This window comes from Paracoccus denitrificans, assembly GCF_900100045.1.
GTDB lineage: Bacteria > Pseudomonadota > Alphaproteobacteria > Rhodobacterales > Rhodobacteraceae > Paracoccus > Paracoccus denitrificans.
The window spans coordinates 1-21,748 of the sequence record NZ_FNEA01000021.1 but is presented as its reverse complement, the minus strand read 5'-3'; the positions used below and the strand labels follow the sequence as shown (position 1 = coordinate 21,748).

The window sequence follows — 21,748 nt, the reverse complement described above, 5'->3', positions numbered from 1 at the left end:
CCGCGTTAACAAAATCCAGCGCAGCAGCCCGAATTCGGGCGATTTTCAGCGGATTGCGGCCAGACAGCCATGCAGCGCGGCCATGTCGTCGCGGATCACGCCGACCGGGACCGCCTGCGGAATCCGCGCCATCAGCGGGTCGGAGAGGAAGGCGCGCTCGAAAATTTCGAACCGATCGGTACAGGAGCGGGCGACACTGCCGGCCAGGAACATCCCGTCCATCGGCATGAATCGCAAGGCAAGTTCGCGGCAGAGGAGCCCGAACAGCCGGGCATAAAGCGCCAGCGTTTCCTCGGCCGCGCCATCGCCTTCGGCGGCGGCGGCAACCACGGTTTCGGCCCGGCCCTGCGGCGTGCCCATGCGCAGCGCGTGCAGCCGGGCAAGGCCGCGGCCGGCGAACAGCTCCTCGACCGAATCAATCGCACGGCCGGCATCGCCCAGTGCCTCGGCCAGCGGATCGGCCACCGAAAGCGGCAGGCGGGTATGGCCTTCCTCGGCCTCGAGGCAGGCGATCCCGCCGTCCGGCAGCACCTTGACCGCGCAGACGTTGAAGCCGGTGCCGGCATTCACCACCAGCCGCTGGCCGTTCGACAACGCACCCTCGGGCGCCGCGCGCAGGAAACCCGCCGCCTCGCCGTCCAGCGCGGGCGTGGCATAGCCCAGGGCGGTCAGGTCGTTGATCAGCCGGGCGCGCGGGGCGCCGGACAGCGCGCAAAGCCGCGCCTCGGAAAAGGTCCAGTCGCGATTGGTCAGCCGCGCCTCGTCACCCCAGACCGGGCCGGCGACGGCGACGCAGACCGCGTCGATCCGCGGGCTGCCCTGCTGGGCCAGGAACTTCGTCACCACCTCGTCGAAGCTGGCATGGTCGTCGCCGCGAAACCGGGTGATGGTCCCGGACGCAAGCGCGCCGTCCCGCGCCAGCGCCATCCGCGCATTGGTGCCGCCCACATCCGCCAACAGGATCGCCATGCCTTCCCCCCCCTTTGCCGCGTAGCCTCGTTCGGGCCCTTCTAAGCCATCCGGCACGATCCTGCTAGCGCTCACATTCGCATCCCTGCCAGAACTTTTCGGGAACCCCGGCGGGTCGGCGCGGGTTTTTCCGTCGATCACCCGCGCAAGCGAAAGGTTGAGGCAATGAACATGACCCTGGCCCCCCGCATCGCACCCGCCCTGCTGGCGGTGCTGCTGGCCCTGCCCGGCCAATCCGCGCAGGCGTCGATCCAGACCCGCGAGGAGAACATGGCCGATCCGCGCGGATGGTCCGCCATCGCCGGCATGGACCCGCGCGCCGTCCGCGAGGTGGCGCGCACCCTGCCGCTGTCCGAGGACGCGGTGGACGACCAGCCCTGGTGCGAGCACAAGGCCGATCTGGAGCAGACCCTGAGCCATGATTTCGGCGAGGCCCGCATCGCCACCGGGACCGATGGCGTCACGCTGTGGGGCTCGGACGTGCTGGGCACCTGGACGGTGGTGTTCGAGCGGCCGGATGCGACAAGCTGCGTGATCGCCTCGGGGATCGGGTTCAGCGATGCGACCAGCCCGCAGGTGTTCTTCGTCAAGGCGGGTTTCAACGGCTGACCGCTTGGGTTTGCAGGACCGCGCCGGGAATGGTAAGGCCGCGCCGACAGCACAAGGCGCGAGGGCCCCATGACCGATTCCATCATCCGAGACATCGCCCTGGCCGATTACGGCCGCAAGGAACTGGACATCGCCGAAACCGAGATGCCCGGCCTGATGGCGCTGCGCGCGGAATACGGCGAGGCGAAGCCGCTGAAGGGCGCCCGCATCGCCGGCAGCCTGCACATGACGGTGCAGACCGCCGTGCTGATCGAGACGCTGGTGGCGCTGGGGGCCGAGGTCCGCTGGGCGTCCTGCAACATCTTCTCGACCCAGGACCATGCGGCGGCGGCCATTGCGAAAGCCGGCATCCCGGTCTTTGCCGTCAAGGGCGAGACGCTGCCGGAATACTGGTCCTATACCGACCAGATCTTCCAGTTCGCGGAAGGTCCGGCGAACATGATCCTGGACGATGGCGGCGACGCGACCATGTATGTGCTGCTGGGCGCGCGCGTCGAGGCCGGCGAAACCGGGCTGATCGACGTGCCCACCAGCGAGGAGGAAGAGGCGCTGTTCGCCCAGATCCGCAAGCGGCTGGAAGCCTCGCCCGGCTGGTTCACCAGGCAGCGCGATGCGATCCGGGGCGTCAGCGAGGAAACCACGACCGGCGTGCATCGGCTTTACGACCTGCACAAGAAGGGGCTCTTGCCCTTCCCGGCGATCAACGTGAACGACAGCGTCACCAAGTCGAAATTCGACAACAAGTACGGCTGCAAGGAATCGCTGGTCGACGGCATCCGCCGCGCCACCGACGTGATGATGGCCGGCAAGGTCGCGGTGGTCTGCGGCTATGGCGACGTGGGCAAGGGCTCGGCCGCGTCGCTGCGCGGCGCCGGCGCACGCGTCAAGGTGACCGAGGTCGATCCGATCTGCGCGCTGCAAGCCGCCATGGACGGGTTCGAGGTGGTGCTGCTGGAGGATGTGGTCGCAACCGCCGACATCTTCGTCTCAACCACCGGCAACAAGGACGTGATCCGCATCGAGCACATGCGCGAGATGAAGGACATGGCCATCGTCGGCAATATCGGCCATTTCGACAACGAGATCCAGGTCGCGGCGCTGCGCAACCACAAATGGACCAACGTCAAGGAACAGGTGGACATGATCGAGATGCCCTCGGGCAATCGCATCATCCTGCTGTCCGAAGGCCGGCTGCTGAACCTGGGCAACGCGACCGGGCATCCCAGCTTCGTGATGTCGGCAAGCTTCACCAACCAGGTTCTGGCCCAGATCGAGCTGTGGACCAAGAACGACGAATATGCGCCGGGGGTCTATATCCTGCCCAAGGCGCTGGACGAAAAGGTCGCCCGGCTGCATCTGGACAAGATCGGCGTCAAGCTGACCAAGCTCAGCCGGGAACAGGCCGATTACATCGGCGTGACCCCGGAAGGGCCGTTCAAGGCGGAGCATTACCGTTACTGAGCATTTGCGCGGGTCCCGGGCACCCCGGGGCCTGCGCCGCATAGCGGCAAGAGGGTTGCCAGATGTCAGACGATTGCCTGTTCTGCCGCATCGCACGCGGCGAATTGCCGGCGCACCGGGTCCATGAGGACGACGAGATCCTGGCCTTTCTGGATCTGCATCCCATCCGCCCCGGCCATTGCCTGATCATCCCCAAGCGGCATTATCCCTGGTTCGAGGACCTGCCCGAAGATCTTGCCACCCGGATCACCTCCTGGGCGCAGCGCCTCGCCCGGCAGATGAAGACGATCTACGCGGTCGAGCGGGTGGCGCTGTTCTATACCGGCATCCATGTCGCCCATGCCCATGCGCATGTCGTCCCGATGCATCATGTGCACGACGTCTCGTCCCAGGCCTATCTGCAGGACGGCATCGGCAGCTTTTCGGCGCCGCCGCAACTGCCGGCCGAAGAGGGCGCCCGGATCGCCCAGGTGCTGGCCCCAGCCTTCGCAGGACAGGATGCCGCGCCGTAGGTGCGCAGTTTCAGTTGATATTTGCCCGCCCGGCGCTAGGCTTTCCCTCGGATGACCAATCCGAAGGGGACAGAGCAATGAGCAAGCGCGACGATCTGATCGCCAAATACGCCGCCGACATGAAGGAAAAGCTGGGCGTCACGCCCGACATGGAGTTGCTGACCAAGGTGGTCATCGGCTGCGGGCCTTCGATCTACAATGCCGACGGCGAGACCGTGGCCGGGTCGGACAAGACCGAACTCGAGCGCATCAGGACCAGCTACCTGGTGAAGAAACTGGGCCTGCCGGACGGCCCCGAGCTTTCCGCGGCCATCGACGATGTCGTGGCGAAATACGGCAGCTCGAACCGCAACAAGTATCGCGCGGTGGTCTATTACATGCTCTGCACGCATTTCGGCAAACAGTCGGCCTATGCCTGAAGGCCGTGCTGTGACGCAACGTCACACCGCATTTCGCGACTGAATCCCCGCCCGCCGCGCTGCAGGCGGGCGCCAGGCGGAGGCGTCAGTCCAGCATCCGCTTGATCGCCGCGATGTGGCCGGCATCGGCCGCGCAGGCGTCGCCGGCCAGTGCCGCGGCCTCGTCCAGCAGTGCCTCGGGCGCGACCAGCCGGTCGATCAGGCCCCAGGCCAGCGCCTCTTCGGCGGGGATCTTCTGGCCGGCCATCAGGATCATCCTGGCGCGCGACGGCCCGACCAGCGCGCGCAGCCGCACCGGGTCGCTGGGCTGGGGCAGGAAGCCCAAGCGCATGACCGGATAGAAGATTTTCGCCCCCGGCACCGCCAGCCGCAAATCGCAGGCCAGCACCATGCCCAGCGATCCGCCCGCCGCCGTGCCGTTCAGCGCGGCGATGGTCAGGCAGGGCATCGAGGCGACGCGGGCGGACAGCCGCTCCCATTCCGGGGACAGGGCCAGCCCGGCACGGGCCTCGTCCAGATCGGCCCCGGCGGAAAACACCGCGCCCTCGCCGGTCAGGATCACGGCGCGCAGGCCGGGCTCGGCGGCAAGGGCGTCGAAGGCCGCCGTCAGGTCGGCCAGCATGGCGCCGGTCAGCGAGTTCGCCTTGGCCGGGCGCGCAATGGTGATGCGGCCGATTCCGCCGACGAATTCCCTTGCGATCATCATTCCCTCCTTGGACCCGCGCGCTGGCTGTGGCAAAAGCCGGGTTGGTGTTTCTTATGCAATTCTCGCCGAAAAGGTGTTATGAAATGAACCTGCGACTGACAAGCTCTGCCCTGGCGCTTGCCGCGATGACCGCCCCGGCCTTCGCCGACGTGACTTCGGAACAGGTGTGGCAGTCCTGGGTGGATTACTACCAATCGCTTGGCTATACCGTGACCGAGGGCAAGCGCGACAAGGCCGGCGATACGCTGACCCTCAGCGACATCGCCATCAGCGGCGGCGTGCCCGACAGCCAGGTCAGCTTCAGCATCCCCCAGGTCACGCTGAGCGACAGCGGCGACGGCAAGGTCAAGACCGTCTTCGCCGACCAGATGACCGGCGAGGCGCAAGGCACCGATCCCGACGGGGAAAGCTACAGCCTGCCCTTTACCGTGGACATGCCGGGCAACGTCATCGTCACCTCGGGCGCGCCCGAGGACATGACGCATGAGTTCGACTATCCCACGATGGATTTCACCCTGACCACGATCAAGAGCGGCGACAAGGAAACCCCGCTGCCGATCAAGGTCGGCGTGGCGGATTCGACCGGCACCTTCCACATCGTCGCCGGCTCGCCCGCGAAATACGACTATGCGATGAAATCGGGCGCGATCACCTTCTCGGGCGATGTGAGCAGCGAGGAAGGCGGCACCGTCAAGTTCGAGGGCAGCCTCAGCGATCTGGAAACCACCGGCGAGATGGCCGTCCCCGACGGCACCAAGATCGAGGAGGACATGAACGCCGCGCTGAAGGCCGGGCTTGCCATGAGCGGCGTGCTGAAATCCGGCGCGCTGGTCGCCAACTTCGACTTTGCCGGCACGGACGAGAACGAGCAGCCGACCAGCGGCGCCGGCAAATACGACGGCAAGGGCTTCGAGCTGAGCTATGCGCTGTCGCAGGACGGCATGGCCTATCAGGCGGGCTCGGACGCCGGCAGCTTCGAGCTGACCAGCAGCGACATGCCCTTCCCGATCAACTACGCGATCGAAAGCGGCAGCTTCGACATGCAACTGCCGGTGATGCAGTCCGACGAGGCACAGCCCTTCAAGTTCGCCTATTCGCTGGCCGGCCTGACGCTGGGCGATGCGATCTGGAACCTGTTCGACGCGCAGGGCCAGCTGCCGCGCGACCCGGCCTCGCTGGACATCGACGTGACCGGGCAGATCAAGGTGACCAAGGACATCTTCGACCCGGCCAGCATGGCGCCCGCCGCCGACGAGGCACCCGAGGACGGCAGCGAGGATATGGACGCGGCGGAAGCCTCGCCGCAGCCCTTCGAGCCGGTCGAGGTCGCCATCAACCAGTTCGCGCTGAACGCGCTTGGCGCCAAGGTGAATGCCGAGGGCACGCTGAAGGCACCGGAAAGCGGCGACATGACCACCCCGGTCGGCGAGGTCAACGCCAGCTACGAGGGCGTGAACGGGCTGATCGACAAGCTGGGCGCCATGGGCCTGATCCCCGAGGACCAGATCATGGGCGTGCGCATGATGATGGCCATGTTCGCCAAGCCGGTCGCCGAGGGCGAGGACAAGCTGGAAACCAGGCTCGAGTTCAAGGAAGACGGCTCGATCTTTGCCAACGGCCAGCAGATCAAGTAATCCGTCCGGCGCGGCGCCCGGTGCGCCCTGACGGATCGCATTGCGGGGGCCGGGCGTTGTCGTCGCGGCCCCCGCGCTTATCGAAGGTGAACCGCATGTCCGAATACCATCGACTCGAGGCCCTGGCGCAGCAGCTTCTGGCGGCGGCGCGCAAGGCGGGCGCCGACCAGGCCGATGCCGTGGCGCTGGAAGCCGCCGCCGTCTCGGTGGATGTGCGGGCCGGCCATCTGGAGCATGCCGAGCGCGCCGAGGGGGTCGAGATCGGGCTGCGGGTTCTGGTCGGCGGGCGGCAGGCCTGCGTCTCGGCCTCGGACCGCTCGGCCCGCACCATCGAGGAAATGGCCGCCCGCGCCGTCGCCATGGCGCGCGAGGCGCCGGTGGACGACACGCTGGGCCTTGCCGAGCCCGAGCAACTGGCCCGCGACACCGACAGCGGCCGGCTGGGCCTTTACGATTCCAGCCCCGAGCCCACGCCCGAAGCATTGCAGGATGTGGCCCTGCGGGCCGAGGCGGCGGCGCTGGCGGTCGAGGGCGTCTCGCAGATCGAATCCGCCGGCGCCAGCCATTCTCAGCGGCATATGTGGCTGGCGGCGACGAACGGCTTCTCGGCCGGCTACGGACGCAGCGGCCACAGCCTGTCCACCGTCGCCATCACCGGCGAGGGGCTGGGGATGGAGCGCGACTGGGCCGGCGAAAGCCGTGTCCATGCCGCCGACATGCCCTCGCCCGAAGAGATCGGCCGGCTTGCCGCCCTTCGCACCGTCGCCCGCCGCGGCGCAAGGAAGCCCCCGACCGGCGCCTTTCCGATCCTTTACGACGAGCGCGTCGCCTCGGGGCTGATCGGCCATCTAGTTGCGGCGGTGAACGGCGCCTCGGTCGCGCGCGGCGCCAGCTGGCTGCGCGATGCGCTGGGGGAGCAGGTGCTGCCCAAGGGGTTCGACCTGCGCGAGGATCCGCACCGGCCGCGCTATGGTTCCTCGCGCCTGTTCGACGGCGAGGGGCTGGCGACCGCGCCGCGGCTGATGGTGGCGGATGGCGTCTTGCAGGGCTGGACGCTGGACCTGGCCACCGCCCGCAAGCTGGGCATGGAATCGACCGCCAACGCCATGCGCGGGGCCGGCAGCCCGCCCTCGCCCGGCGTGACCAACCTGGAGCTGACCCCGGGCGAGAAATCGCGCGAGGAGCTGATCCGCGAGATGGGGCGCGGGCTGGTCGTGACCTCGATGCTGGGTGCCTCGATCAACAGCACGACCGGGGATTACTCGCGCGGCGCCGGCGGCTTCTGGGTCGAGAACGGCGAGATCGCCTATGCCGTCAACGAATGCACCATCGCCGGCAACCTGCGCGACATGCTGCTGCGCATGACCGCCGCCAGCGACCTGCCCGATTGGCGGGCAATGCGCGTGCCCAGCCTGCTGGTCGAGGGAATGACCGTTGCCGGCGAGTGACCTTGCCCTGCTGGAACAGGCCGCGCATGAGGCGGGCGAGATCGCGCTGCGCTACTGGCGGCGCGATCCCCGGGTCTGGGACAAGGGCAACGGCGCCGGCCCGGTGACCGAGGCCGACCTGGCCGTCAACGCACATCTGGAGCGCCTGCTGCGCACCGCCCGCCCCGATTACGGCTGGCTCAGCGAGGAAAGCGCCGACGATCCGGCCCGGCTTCAGGCCGAGCATTGCTTCATCATCGACCCGATCGACGGCACCCGCGCCTTTATCGACGGGCAGGTCGGCTTTTCCAATGCGCTGGCGATCGCGCGCGGCGACCGGGTGGTCGCGGGCGTGGTGCATCTGCCGGCGCAGCGCACCACCTATGCCGCCTCGGCCGAGGGGCCGGCCCTGCGCGACGGCAAACCCATCGCACCCTCGGCGCATGGGTTCGAGGGCGCGCATGTGCTGACCGGCAAGCCGAGCCTCGACCCCGTGCATTGGCGCGGCGTGGCGCCGCCGCTCAAGCGCGGCTTCCGCCCCTCGCTGGCCTGGCGGCTGTGCCTGGTGGCGGACGGGCAGTTCGACGCCACGCTGTCCACCCGGCCGGCCTGGGAATGGGACGTGGCGGCGGGCAGCCTGATCGCCGCCCGTGCCGGCTGCGTGGCAAGCGACCTTACCGGCGCGCCGATGCGCTTCAACGCGGCCCGGCCGCTGGCCGACGGGCTGGTGGTGGCACCACCCGCCCTGCACGATCAGTTGCTTGCGGCGATGACCCCGCACAGGCTGCGCACCGCCAGCCAGCTTGATGCCCCGCCGCGCGGCGGCTAGAAAGGGGAAAAGGCCGGAGCCGCTCTGGTCTAGTCCCGCAGACGACGACAGGGCGCGAACATGAGCCGTCTTCCCCCCGCGACCCGCGACCGGCTGGCCGACGAGATCACCTTCCATCCCGCCACGGCCGAGGCACGGCTGCTGCGCGAGGCGCTGGGGCGGTTCGCCACCGGCGTCACCGTGGTCACCACCGCCGGACCGCAGGGACCGCTGGGCATGACCGTGAACAGCTTTTCCAGCGTCTCGCTGGAGCCGCCGCTGGTGCTGTGGTGCCCGGCCCGCACCTCGGCCCGCCACGCGGCCTTTGCCGAGGCCGGGGCCTGGTCGGTGCATGTCCTGGGCTCGGAGCAGTTGGAGACCTGCCTGCGCTTTACCCGCGGCGGTCGCCAGTTCGAGGGGCTGGACACGGTGCTGACCCCCGAGGGCGTGCCGGTGATCCCAGGCGTGGCGGCGCGTTTCGACTGTGCCGCCCATGCGGCGCACGAAGCGGGCGACCATTCGGTGCTGATCGGGCGGGTGCTGCGCGTGACCGTGGCGGGGCCGGGCGATCACCCGCTGGTCTTTGCCGCCGGCCGCTTCGGCCAGTTCGAGCCGGATGCCGGCTAGGCCGGGCTAGCCGCGCATCAGCCGGCGCAGCATGGCGCGCACGATCAGCCGATGCGCCGGTCCCACCACCAGCATATAGGCCCGGCCAAAACGGTTATGCGTCACCACCGAGGAGGTGATCGCCAGTTCCGCCCCTTGGGTCGAAATGCAGGTCATCACGTCCAGGTGCCGGTCGCGCTCGGTCAGCACCAGCAGGTCGGGCGCGGCATGTTCGACCAAAAAGAAATCCAGGCGCTGACCGGCGCGCACGCTATCGCTGGGCGCCTTGCCCAGCCCGCCGATGCGCCGCACCCCGAACCGCGCCGACACCGCGTCGCGAATGCGAAAGGCCAGGCCCAGCAGGGGCAAGGGCTGGCTGCGAATGCGGTTCCACGCCTCCAGCGGGGTGATCGGCGCGGGCAGCAGCACCGCCTGTCGGTCGAGATAGTTCAGCCGCCCGGGCGGTGCCAGCAGCGGCACCCCTTGGATCTGATCGGTCCGCATTGGCCCTCCGCCGCCGGTATGGGCGCAGTCTAGGCGGGGACGGTGCTGCGGAAAGCCGTCAAACTGTCGCAGCCGGGCTCAGCTGCCCTCCAGCGGCGGCAGCGGCTGCGAGAAGATGTCGTCGATCCGCGGCACCGGCGCGGTGCTGGTGCGGATCGACCGGCCCGGCCCGGACAGCGTGGCGATCTGGCGGGCAAGCTGGGCGATGGCCTGCGACTGCGCGCGGGCGATGGCGGCGGGGTTCTGGTCGGCAAGCGGCACGGAAATGTCGAAGCTGCGCGCCTGGTTGGCGCCGCCCGCCCCCTCGTCCGAGACGAAATAGCGCCCGGTCAGGCGATAAAGCCCATCGGCCTGCGCCAGCGCCTTTTCGACGCGCACCTCCAGCCGCCGCCGCGGCGGCTCGGCCAGCGGCCAGGGCTCGGCGATCACCGTGGCGCCCGAGAGGTCCGAGATCGCCCGCGCCAGCGTCAGGGTAAAGGCCCGCTGCGGATCGTCCGCCCAGAGCTGTTTCGTGTTCGAGCGCACGGCCCCGTCCCCGGTCTGCCAGCTGACCTCGCCGCCCGAGGCGTATTCCGGCAAGGACACGTCCTTGAGCTCCGCCGTGCCCAGCCGGTCGGCGACCCGCTCGCCCGTGGCCGGCGGGTCGATCAGGTAGCGCGCGGTCTTTTCGCCGTTCGAGCAGGCGCCGAGCAGGGCAAGACAGGCGGCAGAGGCAAGGATCAGGCGCATCTTATCGTCCCAGGATGAAGGCTTGCGGATTGCGTTCGATGGTCCGCGCAAGGCTGCCGAAGGCATTGGCGGCGCGGCGCATCTCGCGCATCAGGTTGATGGTCTCGTTGTTGAAGCTGGAGCGGTCGCCATAGGCGGCGATCACCGCATCGGCCCGTGCCGCCAGCGCCTCGAGCCGCGCGGAAAGCTGCGGCAGGCGCTTCGCCGCATCCGAGACATCCTGCGCCGCGGTGCTGGCCGAGGCGAGCGCGTTGTTGAGGCTGCCCGCCGCATTGCCGTCGCGCAGGTCGTTGAGCAGGCCGGAGGCGGATTTCAGCGTCTCGGACAGGTTCCTGGGCAGTTGCTCGGCATCCTCCGTGCCCAGAAGCGCACGCACATCCCTGAGGATGCCCTCGGCCTCGGTGCCGATGGCGGCGTAATCCACCGCCTCGATCTTGACCGCGGCGGCATCGATCTGGTCGACCATCGCCGGCACGTCGGCGGCGGCAAGCTTGACCGCCTCGGCTGCGGCGGCGGCCTCGTCCACCATGCGGCGCAACTGCCCCACGGCACCGGATTCGCGCAGTTCGGTGGTGACTTGGCGGATCTCGCCGGCAGCGGCCTGCGCATCCTCCAGCGTGCCGCGCAGGGCGCCGGGGATGGCGCGGGTGTCCTCGCTGCTGGCGATGGCGGTGACGCTGTTCATCATGTCGGTGACGGATTTCAGCGCTTCCTCGATGGGCAGGTTGCCGACGCGGGTCAGGAAGCCCTGCGCGGTCTCGCTGAAATCGGAAATGTCGCCGGGAACCGAGGGGATGATCGGATGGGGCCTGCCCTCGCGGTCCAGCTCGGCCGGTTCGGCATCGGGCAATTCGACCAACTCGACCTGAAGCGAGGTGCCGAAGAAGCCGGCGCTGGCCAGGCGGGCGCGCAGGCCGCCCCGGACCTGGCCGGCCATGAAGTCCAGCGCCTGCTCCGGCGTCACGTCGCCGGACAGGCCCAACCGCTCGGGCGTAAGGGCCAGCGTCACTTCCTGCTCGACCCGGTCCTGATCGTCCGCATCCTGGACGATACGCGCGGCCAGCCTGGTGACGCGCCCGACGGTCAGGCCCATGAACTGCACGTCGGCGCCGGTCTCCAGCCCCTTCACCGACTCGTCGATCAGCATGGTCAAGCGCAGCGCCCTGCTTTCGTCGGCAAACAGGTTCGCCTCGGCCGCGCTGCGGTCGGGTTGCAGGGAAAAGACGTGCCCGTTCTCGACCGGCGCCCCGCCCGAGGTCAGCGTGGCGAATTCCGCACCGCCCTGAAGCACCGAGGCCAGCGAGTTCACGTTCAGCGAAACCCCCTGCGCGCCCAGCGAGACCGAAAAGCCCGAAGTGTCCCAGAACACCGTGTTCGTGGTCAGCAACTCGTCATAGGGCGCGGCGATGAAGACGTCGGTCAGCACGCCCTCGTCGGTTTCGGAAAGCCGCAGGTTCTGCATCCGCCCCACCGGCAGGCCACGGAACAGCACCGGCGCGCCCTCGGTCATGCCGCGCGAGCGTTCGGCCGCCAGCACGATCCAGGTGCCCTTCTCGCCGAAACTCGTCAGCGGCGGCTTGTCGAGGCCCTGGAACCTGGTCTGCGGACCGTCCACCTGGTTGTCCCAGTAACCCTCGACGAAAGAGCCGGTCAGAACGGTATCCAGCCGCGAGATGCCCTGGGCCGAAACCTGCGGCCGCACGATCCAGAACTGCGCATCCTTGTCGATATAGGGCGCAAGGTCCTTGTCCACGCGCATGTTCACCTCGACCTGTTGCAGATCCTCGGTGAAGCGGACCGATTCCACCTTGCCCACGGTGATCTCGCGGAATTTCAGCGCCGTCTCTCCGGGCGTGATGCCGGTCGCGTCCTTGAAGGCGACCGAGATCAGCGTGCCACGGCTGGCGATGGCGTTCCAGCCCACGCCCAACGTCACGATCAGCGCCACGATGGGCACCAGCCAGATCAGCGGCAGCCCGGCCCGCACGGCGCGGGCCGCGGGCTTGCGGGCGGGTTCTGCGGGTTTCAGGGGGGCGTCGCTGCGCTCGGGCGAGGGCCTGTCGGTCATTCGTGGTCCTTGCGGCTGCGCAGCGGAAGGCCGCGCCAGATCAATCTCGGATCGAAGCTTTGCGCGGAAAGCATGGTGAAGGCAACCGACAGCGCAAAGGACACCGCGGCAGGCCCCGGATGGATCGAGGCGACGAAGCCCAGCTGCACCAGCGCCGACAGGATCGCCACGATGAACACGTCGATCATCGACCAGCGGCCGATGAACTCGACCACTTCGTAAAGATGCAGGCGCTTATGCGCGGCCCGGACGGTCGCAGGGCGCCCCGCGACCAGCGCCAGCCAGCTGATGGCGATGAACTTGCCGATCGGCACCACGATCGAGGCCAGGAAGACGATCGCCGCGACGCCGTAATTGCCATAGTGCATCAGCTCGACCACGCCGCCGAGGATGGTGGATTCGCTGTTGCCGCGCAGCCCGCCGAAGGTCGAGGTCTTTAGCATCGGAAACAGGTTCGCCGGGATATAGAAGACGAACCCCGCCGCCAGCCAGGCCCAGACCGCGTTCAGGCAGCGCCGGTCGGGCGGCACCAGCGCGCCGCCGCAGCGGCGGCATGTGGTTTCGGATTCGGGCCAGACCCGGCCGCAGCTGCGACAGCCGACCAGCCCGGCGCGATGCGCGGTCAGCACCGGCGCCGGGGCTTGGGGCGCGCTCATGCCCGCGTCTCCGGCACGATCTCGCGCCCATCGGTGGCCATCCCTGCATCCTCGATGGCGTCCCAGATCGTGGTGGCGCTGGTAAAGGCGTTGCTGGCGGCGTTGACCAGGATCAGCCCGCAAAAGGCCCAGAATGCCGGGCCCAGGCTGATATTCGCCAGCCCCGCGACCTTGACCAGCGCAATGGCGGTGCCGATGACGAATATCTCGGCCATGGACCAGGGCCGCAGCGCCTCGGACAGGCGAAAGGCCGGGACGGCATGGGCATAGGGCGCCCGGTTCCGCGACAGGGGCAGCAGCGTATAGACCAGCAGCACCGCCCGCAGCACCGGCAGGCCGACGATCATGCCCAGAACCGCCACGGTCAGCGGCATCAGGGCCCCGTGCGAAAAGGCCAGCGCCACCCCGAAAAGCGAGGTCTCGTTGCCGAACCCCATGCGCGAGATCTCCAGGAAGGGAAAGAACACCGCCCCCACCATCAGCACCAGCGAGGCAAGGGACAGCGCGATGATCCGGGTAAAGGCGCCGGCGCGGGGGCTGGCCAGAACGGTGTTGCAGCGCACGCAGCGGGCGGTTTCGCCCGGTTCCAGCTCGCGCTCGACATGCAACGCGTCGCAGCGCGGACAGGCGATCAGCCCCGCGCCGGTGGACAGATCATATTCGCCCTCGGTCTGCATCGGGGCAGAATATAGGGGCGCGGGGCCGGCGCAAGATGCCACGGCGGCGGCCGATTCGTCGGCCTTGGACGATTCCGCACGGCTCCGGCCGGCGGCTACTTCATCGCGCACGGCGATGCCGGCCGGAGATGGGATTGATATCCCTTCATAAAAACTCCGCCTGACAGGAGCACCCAAGGGAAATAGCCGGCATTTGAGCCATTAACTGGAATTTCACCGCCCCGCACCTGACCTTGCGTGCAGGCAGCGAAAGGAATGGCTCATGGCCGGGAACGGCGGCAGCGCCCCGATCATCATCAAAAAGGTTCAGGGCGGGGGCGACGCCGGCCATCACGGCGGCGCCTGGAAGGTTGCCTATGCCGATTTCGTGACTGCGATGATGGCCTTTTTCCTGCTCATGTGGCTGTTGAACGCAACCACCGAAAAGCAGCGACAGGGGCTGGCGGATTATTTCAACCCGACGCTGATCCAATCGACCCGCAGCGGCCATGACGGTCCCTTCGGGGGCGAGGTGCAGGATGCCGAGACCAATTCCGGCAAGGGTGCCGGCGCCTCGCGCGACAGTTTGGCCGCCCGCACCCAGGACGGGCGTGATACCGGCTTCGAGGACATGGCTCGCCACATCCAGGACCAGTTGACGGGCAGCGGCGCGGAATCCCTGCAAAAGGTCAACCTGCTGCGCCACGTCGTGACCCGCATGACGGACGAAGGGCTGGTCATCGAACTGACCGACCTGATGGACGAGCCGCTTTTCGTCGGGGACAGCGCCCAGCCGACCCCCGCCATGAAGGAATTGGCCGGTATTCTCTCGGGCGTGCTGGGGCGCGTCAGAAACGAGATCGCCCTGACCGGCCATGTCCGCGCCTACCCCGAGATGCTGATCCAATCCCCGGTCTGGGCGCTGTCCGACGCCCGTGCCCATGCCCTGCGCAACCTGCTGGAGGGCGCGGGTTTCGACACCACGCGTATCCAGCGCGTCACCGCATTCGCCGACAGGCGCAACCGATCGGTCAACCCAATGGACCCGGACAACAACAGGATCGAAGTGATTTTACTGAGATGACCCGCCGCGGCAGGGCGCCGTTAGCGGCATGTTAACCCCCGGTCGCCAAACTTCACGCGAAACGACTCACACAGGGGTGACAATAAAATGTCGATCTCATCTGCCCTCAGCGCCGGGGTGTCCGGGCTCGCCGCCAATTCGACGCGCCTGGCCACCATCTCCGACAATATCGCGAACTCCGGCACCTATGGCTACAAGCGGGTGGACACCAGTTTTGAAAGCATGGTGATCAACCAGGGCCGCGGCGGCGGGCTTTATACCGCCAACGGGGTCCGCGCCGCCACCAGCCGGATAGTCGATGAGCGCGGCAACCTGGTTCCCACCTCGCATCCGCTGGACATTGCGATTTCAGGGCGGGGGATGCTTCCGGTCATATATTCCGCATCCCTGGATTCAGGGACGGCCACGTCAAGCGACCTGGTGATGACCAGAACCGGCTCGTTTCGCACCGACGACCAGGGCTACCTGCGCACCGATTCCGGTCTGGTGCTGATGGGCTGGCCGGCCAACTCCGACGGCACGATTCCCAGCCAACCGCGAGATTCCACGACCGGCCTGCAACCGATCATGATCAGTCCCAGCCAAACCGCGGCAGACCCGACGACCCGGATCAACCTGCGCGTGAACCTGCCCGCCGGCGAAGCGGTCGGCGGTGCCACCGGCACCGAACGCGAGATGGAGGTCGAATATTTCGGCAATCTCGGCAATTCCGAAAGAATGACCGTCACCTTCAGGCCGGACATCACCGGCGCTGCCGGGGCTCAGACGAATCGCTGGACGATGGAAATCCGCGACTCGGCGATCATCAACGATCCGGCCACGCCCGCCGACGAATCCCTGATTGGCATCTATACGCTGGAATTCGACAACAGCCAGGCCGGCGGCGGCACCCTTGCGAATGTCACGACGGCGGCCGGTGGCGCCTATAGCGCGGCAACAGGCCTGCTGACGGTTCCCGGCGCGAACGGCCCCATGACCATCAATCTGGGCCGATATGGCGACAACCAGGGGATCACGCAGCTCAGCGCCAGCTTTTCCCCCACCAATGTCAGCAAGAACGGCTCACCCGTCGGCAACCTGACCGCGCTTGAGATCGACGAGAACGGCTATCTCCAGGCCACCTACGACACGGGCTTCACACGGACCCTGTATCAGGTGCCGCTGGTGGATGTTCCCAATCCGAACGGCCTGATCGCAATGGACAACCAGACCTACAAGATCTCGCCCCGATCCGGCGCGTTCTATCTCTGGAATGCCGGCGATGGCCCCACCGGAGCCGTCGCGGGCTATGCACGCGAAGCATCGACGACCGATGTCGCGGCCGAGCTGACCGACCTCATCCAGACCCAGCGCGCCTATACGTCAAACGCCAAGGTCATCCAGACCGTCGATGAGATGCTGCAGGAAACGGCCAATCTCAAACGCTGACCTTGATCGGGGTTGATCCAGACCGCACCCCGCGCCCAGAAACCGGAGCTTGTCCATGAGCATTTCGTCCGCCATCTCCAACGCCGTTTCGGGCCTGACCGCAGCCTCGCGGGGCATCGAGATCGTATCCTCCAATATCGCAAACGCCCTGACGCCCGGCCATGCGCGCCGGGAACTCGACCTGTCGTCGCGCCCGTCCGAGCACGGTGGCGGCGTAAACATCGATGGTGTCAGCCGGATATTCACCGCCGGACTGATTGCAGACAATCGGCTGGCCGAGGCGGGTGTCGGCTCGTCCCGAACCGTCGCCGCATTCCACGCGGCCATGGAAAAAGCCTTCGGCACCGGGACCGGGATCTCCTCGCTCGGGCAAAGCCTGACGGATTTCGAATCCGCCCTGACCAGTGCGGCATCACGACCCGACAGCGATATGCGCCTATCGAATGTGCTCGACACCGCCACCGCCTTGGCAAAGAAGATCAACGACATATCCACAACGATCCAGGCGGAGCGCAGCAAGGCCGAACAGGCCATCGAAAGCGACGTTTCACGGCTCAATGCGGCGTTGCAGCAGGTGGCGAAACTGAATGCACAGATCGTTACGATCACAGCGCAGAGCAAGGATGCTTCCTCGCTGGTCGATGCCCGCCAGGCGGCGATAGACGGTATCTCGGATATCCTGCCGATCAAGGAGGTGCCGCGCGAGAACGGCAGGATCGCCCTGTTCACACCCGACGGAGCCATTCTGCTGGACGGAACCGAGCCGGCGAGGATCGAGTTCAGCGCCGTCCCTGGCATCACCGCCGAGATGTCCATCGGCAGCAGTGCCCTTTCTGCGTTGACCCTCAACGGCAAGCCGCTTACCGGCCCGCAGCAGCAGACCATGCTGAGCGGCGGAAGCCTGGGTGCGAATTTCGCCATTCGCGACCAGATCGCTCCTGCCTATCAGCAGCAGATCGACGCTTTCGCCCGCGATTTGTATGACCGGCTGTCCGATCCCATGATCGACTCTTCCCTGAATACCGGCGGCCCGGGACTGTTCACGGATGCACAAGGCGCCTTCGACCCCGCCAACGAATCCGGTTTCGCTGGCCGTATCGCCGTAACTTTCCTGGTGAGCCCTGAGACGGGCGGACAGCTGTGGCGGATTCGCGCCGGTATCAACGCGCCCGACCCCGGCAATTCGGGGGAAAGCGCATTGCTTGACCGTCTAAGCTCGGCAATCTCGGCCTCGCGCTTTCCGGCTTCCGCCCATCTTTCCAACGCACCGCGTAGCTTGCAGACACTTTCCGCAGAGCTGTCTTCGGGCGCAGCCACGAATCGCATTCGTTCCGAAGCCAGCGCGCTGCAAAGCAGCTCGCACCAGTCCGGTCTCAAGGCGGCCCTCCTCGCAGAAGGGGTCGACAGCGACAAGGAAATGGAAAGCCTGCTCGCCCTGGAGCGCGCCTATGCCGCCAATGCCAAGGTCTTTCAGACCGCAAACGATATGCTCGACGCTATTCTGAGGCTGACATGACTTCGTTTCATTCCATCGGCGATCTGTCCCGCTCCTATCAACTCCGGCTTGGCCAGAACGGGCTCAGGACCAAGCTGGACCGCTTGACCCAAGAGATGATCTCCGGGGTCAAATCGGATATTCCCAAGGCACTTGGCGGCGATTTGGCTGGAATTTCGCATATTGAATCGCGATTGCAGCTTCTGACCACCTTCCAGCAAAACGCGTCGGAAGCACAGAACCGGCTCACCACGATGCAGGCGGCACTTGAGCAGGTGTATGGCGTCGTGGACGATTTGGGCCCTCGACTGCTGAGTGAGCCCAACATCTCTGGCGAGCACGATCTGAGAGCGCGCGCCGACAGTACCAAGCAGGATTTCCGGTCGATGTTCAGCGTCTTGAACACCAGTATCGGTGGGCAATATCTGTTTGCAGGCAGCCGAACCGACAGTGCACCGCTTGGCAGTTTCGACGTGATGCTCGCGGAACTGACCAGCACGGTCGCAGGTGTCACTACGGCTGCAGATATCGCAGATCGCATTGATGCGTGGTTCGACGCACCCGCCGGGATGGGAGGTTTTGCCGACAGGATCTATCAAGGCGACGACAATGGCAGCACCCGGTTTTCGATCTCACCGGATCGCCAGATCGACAAATCCCTGACAGCGAATTCGACGGCACTGCGCGATACGCTGAAGGGAATGGCGATCATCGCCTATGCATCCGAAGCAGGCGCGGCAATCGACACGGCAACCTTGCGGGATCTCTTTTCCGAGGCCGGAACACGGCTGCTCAAGGGTGCCGCCGGGTTGATCAGCGCCCAGGCCGACCTGGGCCGACAGCAAGCGATCGTCACCCAAGCGCAAACCAGAAACTCAGCAGAAACGGCGGCGCTTTCGATCGCACGTACGAACCTGATCGGCGCCGATCCTTTTGAAACCGTGACCACCCTGGAGGAGACCGAAGCAAAAATTCAAAGCCTGTATGCCATCACGGCCCGGCTTTCCCGCCTTAACCTGACGGATTACCTGTCATGAGGTTTCTCTGCCTTATCCTGATACTGTTCAGCCTTGCCAGTCCGGGTCTTACCGCCCCGGTGCGCATCAAGGATCTTGCCAATATCGACGGTGTTCGGGGCAACGACCTGGTCGGTTATGGTCTGGTGGTCGGGCTCAACGGCTCGGGCGACAGCCTGCGGAACTCGCCCTTTACCGAAGAAATCATGGCCGGCTTGCTCGAGAGGCTGGGCGTGAACGTCACCGACGAAGCATTTCGTCCCAAGAACGTCGCGGCAGTGATCGTCACCGCAACCCTGCCGCCATTTGCACGCTCCGGTTCGCAGATTGATGTCAGCGTCGCGGCGATAGGCGACGCAAAAAGCCTGTTGGGCGGCACGCTGGTCATGACGCCGCTGAACGCGGCGGACGGTGAAATATACGCCGTTGCGCAGGGTTCGGTTCTGGCGGGGGGCGCCGAGGCTTCTGGCAAAGCCGCTTCGGTCGTTCAGGGCGTTCCCACGACCGGTGCGATTCCTTCTGGCGCCAGGATAGAACGAGAGGTCGCCTTCGATTTCTCCCAGATGACGAATCTGCGCCTGGCGCTGAGAAACCCCGACTTCACCACCGCTGCACGTGTGGAGGCCGCGATAAACCGCAAGCTGGGGCGTGGACTGGCCGAACTTGTCGATTCGGGAACCATCGTGATCGACTCCACCGTTCTGGGCCGGGTGAATCCGGCACGTCTGATGGGGCAAATCGAGAATATTACTGTCGAGCCCGAGATGGCCGCACGAGTCGTCATCGACCATAAATCCGGCACGATCGTCATGGGCGAGGACGTGCGCATCTCGCGCGTGGCCGTCTCACAGGGCAACCTGACGCTGCGGGTCCGCGAAACTCCCGTCGTGTCACAGCCCAACCCCTTCGCACCGGGAGAGACCGTAACCCTGCCTAGGACGCAGGCCGAAATCACGCAGGAGCCAGGAATCGGCTTTGCCGAAATAACCGGCGAATCATCTTTGTCGGACGTGGTCGCGGGGCTCAATGCGCTAGGCATCAGACCCCGTGATATGATCGATATCCTGAAGGCAGTGCATGCCGCCGGGGCGCTGCATGCCGAATTCATCGTGAACTGAAACCAAAACGGAGCGGCAGGAGGGGTATCAAGACTTGTTGCCATACTACGATTCCGCGAAATCAGGAGGGGTGCCATGGTCGTTTCTTCGATGTCGCTCGGCGCGACCAAATGGCACTGTTACCGGATCGGGTGGAGGACTGGATTGGCGATGATCATCCGGTTCGGATGGTCGATCTGCTCGCACGTGAACTGGATCTGCAGGGTTTCATGCAGTCAGCTCTGCCAAAACCGGTCAGCTCGGTTATCGCCCGGCAGTGCTGCTCAAGCTGCTCATCTATGGCCACCTGAACCGGATCCCGTCCAATCGCGGACCGGAGCGTAAGATCAGCGGGAATGTCGAAGTGATGTGGCTGATCGGCAGGCTGACGCCCGCCCACAAGACCGTTGTCGATGTCCGGCGCGATAGCGGCCGGCTATCCGCAAACTTATGCGCAATTCATCCAGCCATGCCACCGGATTGGCGTGCTGATCCGTTCAGCGGGGCGCTTTACGTGTTCCGGGCGAAGCGGGCGGACCGGGTCAAGATTGTCTGGTAGGATGGCAGCGGGATCTGCCTCTTTGCCAAGCGGCTCGAGCAATCCTCGTTCTGCTGGCCGCGGATCGGGCCTGTCCGGGTGCAGCTCAACCACGCCCAACTGATGGCGCTGCTGGAGGGCCTGGACTGGAAGCGGGTGCGTCCAGTGGTGGTGAAAGCGCCTGTATTTGCTGGATAACCAGACTGCGGCAAAGTAAATCACCCCCGCTCCGAACGTGGATCACCCGAGGTGCGGCAAGGCGGGATGTGCTATCCTGTGCAGCATGCGCACCGATGATCTTTCCCTGCCCAATGACATGGACCTGCTCAAGGCCATGGTCCGCGCCATGGCGGACAAGACGACCGTGCTGGAGGAAGAGAATGCGGCCCTGAAGGCCCGCAGCCTCGATGCCGACGCGCGGATCAAGCGGCTGATGCAGATCCTGAAAGCCTATGACCGCGCCCGGTTCGGGCGGCGCTCCGAGAAGCTGGGCGTCGTCGGGGTCGGTGCTGACGAAGAGGCGCAGCACGCTTTCGTCTTCGAGGAAATCGAGACCGGCATCGCGGTGCTGAAGGCGCAGACAGGCCAAGACCGGGCCTCGGGCGAGAAGCGGGCTCCGCGGCCGCGCAAGGGCTTTCCGCCCCATCTCGAGCGGGTCGAGGTGGTAATCGAACCCGAGGTCCAGCCGGAACATGCGGGCAAGCAGAAGGTGCTGATCGGCGAAGACATCTCGGAGCGGCTGGACGTCACCCCGGCCAGGTTCTGTGTAATCGTTACCCGCCGCCCGAAATATGCGTTCAACGGCGCGGATGGCGTCATCCAAGCGCGCGCCCCCGGCCCACATCATCGAAAGCGGCCTGCCGACCGAGGCGCTGCTGGCGCAGATTGCGGTCTCCAGATACGCCGATGGCCTGCCGCTGTTCCGGCAGGAAGGGATCTATGCTCGCGACCAGGTGGAGATCGACCGGCGGCTGATGGCGCAGTGGATAGGCAGGGTCAGCTTCGAGCTGGAGATCCTCGCTGCGCATGTGGTGGGCGAAATTCTGAAGGGTCCGCGCGTCTTCGCCGATGAGACCGGCCTTCCGACCCTCGCGCCCGGAACCGGCACCGTGAACAAGGCCTGGCTCTGGGCCTATGCCCGCGACGACAGCACCTTCGGCGGCAGCGGACCGCCCATGGTGCCCTATCGGTTTGAGGACAGCCGATCCGGAGAATGCGTGCGCCGGCATCTCGGCGGCTATGGCGGCATCCTCCAGGTGGACGGCTACGCCGCCTACAACCAACTCGTCCGCAAGGACGGGGGCAATGCTGGCCCGAGCCTTGCCG

The 21,748-nt window shown here is 66.4% G+C and carries 21 protein-coding genes and 2 pseudogenes; 16 read left to right on the top strand and 7 right to left on the bottom strand.

Annotation, left to right across the window (positions count from 1 at the left end; genetic code table 11):
* Positions 1-45 precede the first annotated feature (45 nt).
* Complete coding sequence (locus tag BLT64_RS17780) at positions 46-969, bottom strand: glucokinase (RefSeq protein ID WP_011748960.1); 924 nt, start codon at positions 967-969, stop codon at positions 46-48.
* 165 nt (positions 970-1,134) lie between these two features.
* On the opposite strand from BLT64_RS17780, the gene BLT64_RS17775 reads away from it, so the two are divergent.
* The 4 genes from BLT64_RS17775 to BLT64_RS17760 all read left to right on the top strand — a co-directional run bounded on the left by BLT64_RS17775 (position 1,135) and on the right by BLT64_RS17760 (position 3,970).
* The gene (locus BLT64_RS17775) at positions 1,135-1,578 is read left to right on the top strand and encodes a hypothetical protein (RefSeq protein ID WP_011748961.1); all 444 of its coding nucleotides are present in this window, start codon (positions 1,135-1,137) and stop codon (positions 1,576-1,578) included.
* A 69-nt stretch (positions 1,579-1,647) separates the two neighbouring features.
* Positions 1,648-3,039, top strand: a complete 1,392-nt coding sequence (gene ahcY / locus BLT64_RS17770; RefSeq protein ID WP_011748962.1) for an adenosylhomocysteinase — start codon at positions 1,648-1,650, stop codon at positions 3,037-3,039.
* A gap of 62 nt (positions 3,040-3,101) precedes the next feature.
* Positions 3,102-3,551: an HIT family protein gene (locus tag BLT64_RS17765; protein WP_011748963.1), complete on the top strand. Its 450-nt coding sequence runs from the start codon at positions 3,102-3,104 to the stop codon at positions 3,549-3,551.
* A gap of 77 nt (positions 3,552-3,628) precedes the next feature.
* The gene (locus tag BLT64_RS17760) at positions 3,629-3,970 is read left to right on the top strand and encodes a DUF2853 family protein (RefSeq protein WP_011748964.1); all 342 of its coding nucleotides are present in this window, start codon (positions 3,629-3,631) and stop codon (positions 3,968-3,970) included.
* Positions 3,971-4,055: 85 nt separating this feature from the next.
* Here the strand turns inward: BLT64_RS17760 and BLT64_RS17755 are convergent, their stop codons facing one another.
* Positions 4,056-4,673 (bottom strand): enoyl-CoA hydratase/isomerase family protein, encoded by a 618-nt coding sequence (locus tag BLT64_RS17755; RefSeq protein ID WP_041530297.1) that lies wholly within the window; start codon positions 4,671-4,673, stop codon positions 4,056-4,058.
* Positions 4,674-4,759: 86 nt separating this feature from the next.
* On the opposite strand from BLT64_RS17755, the gene BLT64_RS17750 reads away from it, so the two are divergent.
* The 4 genes from BLT64_RS17750 (at position 4,760) to ferA (ending at position 9,172) form a co-directional block, all read left to right on the top strand.
* Positions 4,760-6,310, top strand: a complete 1,551-nt coding sequence (locus BLT64_RS17750) for a DUF2125 domain-containing protein (protein WP_011748966.1) — start codon at positions 4,760-4,762, stop codon at positions 6,308-6,310.
* Positions 6,311-6,405: 95 nt separating this feature from the next.
* Complete coding sequence (locus BLT64_RS17745) at positions 6,406-7,758, top strand: TldD/PmbA family protein (RefSeq protein WP_011748967.1); 1,353 nt, start codon at positions 6,406-6,408, stop codon at positions 7,756-7,758.
* A complete protein-coding gene (locus tag BLT64_RS17740; protein ID WP_011748968.1) occupies positions 7,745-8,566 on the top strand; it encodes a 3'(2'),5'-bisphosphate nucleotidase CysQ in 822 nt (273 codons plus the stop codon). The genes BLT64_RS17745 and BLT64_RS17740 overlap by 14 nt, the downstream gene beginning before the upstream one ends.
* A 60-nt stretch (positions 8,567-8,626) precedes the next feature.
* Positions 8,627-9,172, top strand: coding sequence for a flavin reductase FerA (gene ferA / locus BLT64_RS17735; RefSeq protein WP_011748969.1), 546 nt, complete (start codon positions 8,627-8,629; stop codon positions 9,170-9,172).
* Positions 9,173-9,178: 6 nt separating this feature from the next.
* On the opposite strand, the gene BLT64_RS17730 is transcribed toward ferA, so the two are convergent.
* From BLT64_RS17730 to BLT64_RS17710, 5 genes are all read right to left on the bottom strand, one after another.
* Positions 9,179-9,655, bottom strand: a complete 477-nt coding sequence (locus BLT64_RS17730) for a DUF2867 domain-containing protein (protein WP_011748970.1) — start codon at positions 9,653-9,655, stop codon at positions 9,179-9,181.
* 78 nt (positions 9,656-9,733) lie between these two features.
* Positions 9,734-10,384: a PqiC family protein gene (locus BLT64_RS17725; RefSeq protein WP_011748971.1), complete on the bottom strand. Its 651-nt coding sequence runs from the start codon at positions 10,382-10,384 to the stop codon at positions 9,734-9,736.
* Between the two features lies 1 nt (position 10,385).
* Positions 10,386-12,452 (bottom strand): PqiB family protein, encoded by a 2,067-nt coding sequence (locus tag BLT64_RS17720; RefSeq protein ID WP_011748972.1) that lies wholly within the window; start codon positions 12,450-12,452, stop codon positions 10,386-10,388.
* Entirely contained in the window at positions 12,449-13,108 is a 660-nt protein-coding gene (locus BLT64_RS17715; RefSeq protein ID WP_011748973.1) for a paraquat-inducible protein A, read from the bottom strand. Before BLT64_RS17715 ends, BLT64_RS17720 begins: the two co-directional genes overlap by 4 nt.
* Positions 13,105-13,785: a paraquat-inducible protein A gene (locus tag BLT64_RS17710; RefSeq protein ID WP_011748974.1), complete on the bottom strand. Its 681-nt coding sequence runs from the start codon at positions 13,783-13,785 to the stop codon at positions 13,105-13,107. The genes BLT64_RS17715 and BLT64_RS17710 overlap by 4 nt, the downstream gene beginning before the upstream one ends.
* A gap of 262 nt (positions 13,786-14,047) precedes the next feature.
* On the opposite strand from BLT64_RS17710, the gene BLT64_RS17705 reads away from it, so the two are divergent.
* From BLT64_RS17705 to tnpC, 8 genes and pseudogenes are all read left to right on the top strand, one after another.
* Positions 14,048-14,848 (top strand): flagellar motor protein MotB, encoded by an 801-nt coding sequence (locus BLT64_RS17705; protein WP_011748975.1) that lies wholly within the window; start codon positions 14,048-14,050, stop codon positions 14,846-14,848.
* Between the two features lie 87 nt (positions 14,849-14,935).
* Positions 14,936-16,276: a flagellar hook protein FlgE gene (locus tag BLT64_RS17700; RefSeq protein ID WP_011748976.1), complete on the top strand. Its 1,341-nt coding sequence runs from the start codon at positions 14,936-14,938 to the stop codon at positions 16,274-16,276.
* 55 nt (positions 16,277-16,331) lie between these two features.
* Positions 16,332-17,792 (top strand): flagellar hook-associated protein FlgK, encoded by a 1,461-nt coding sequence (gene flgK, locus BLT64_RS17695; RefSeq protein ID WP_011748977.1) that lies wholly within the window; start codon positions 16,332-16,334, stop codon positions 17,790-17,792.
* Positions 17,789-18,808 (top strand): flagellin N-terminal helical domain-containing protein, encoded by a 1,020-nt coding sequence (locus BLT64_RS17690; RefSeq protein ID WP_011748978.1) that lies wholly within the window; start codon positions 17,789-17,791, stop codon positions 18,806-18,808. Before flgK ends, BLT64_RS17690 begins: the two co-directional genes overlap by 4 nt.
* Positions 18,805-19,905, top strand: a complete 1,101-nt coding sequence (locus BLT64_RS17685; RefSeq protein WP_011748979.1) for a flagellar basal body P-ring protein FlgI — start codon at positions 18,805-18,807, stop codon at positions 19,903-19,905. Before BLT64_RS17690 ends, BLT64_RS17685 begins: the two co-directional genes overlap by 4 nt.
* Positions 19,906-20,128: 223 nt before the next feature.
* Positions 20,129-20,443: pseudogene (locus BLT64_RS17680) on the top strand (transposase); the annotation flags it as partial.
* Between the two features lie 12 nt (positions 20,444-20,455).
* Complete coding sequence (gene tnpB, locus BLT64_RS27740) at positions 20,456-20,620, top strand: IS66 family insertion sequence element accessory protein TnpB (RefSeq protein ID WP_081465046.1); 165 nt, start codon at positions 20,456-20,458, stop codon at positions 20,618-20,620.
* Positions 20,621-20,705: 85 nt separating this feature from the next.
* Positions 20,706-21,748 (top strand): annotated as a pseudogene (gene tnpC / locus BLT64_RS17670) (IS66 family transposase); the annotation flags it as partial.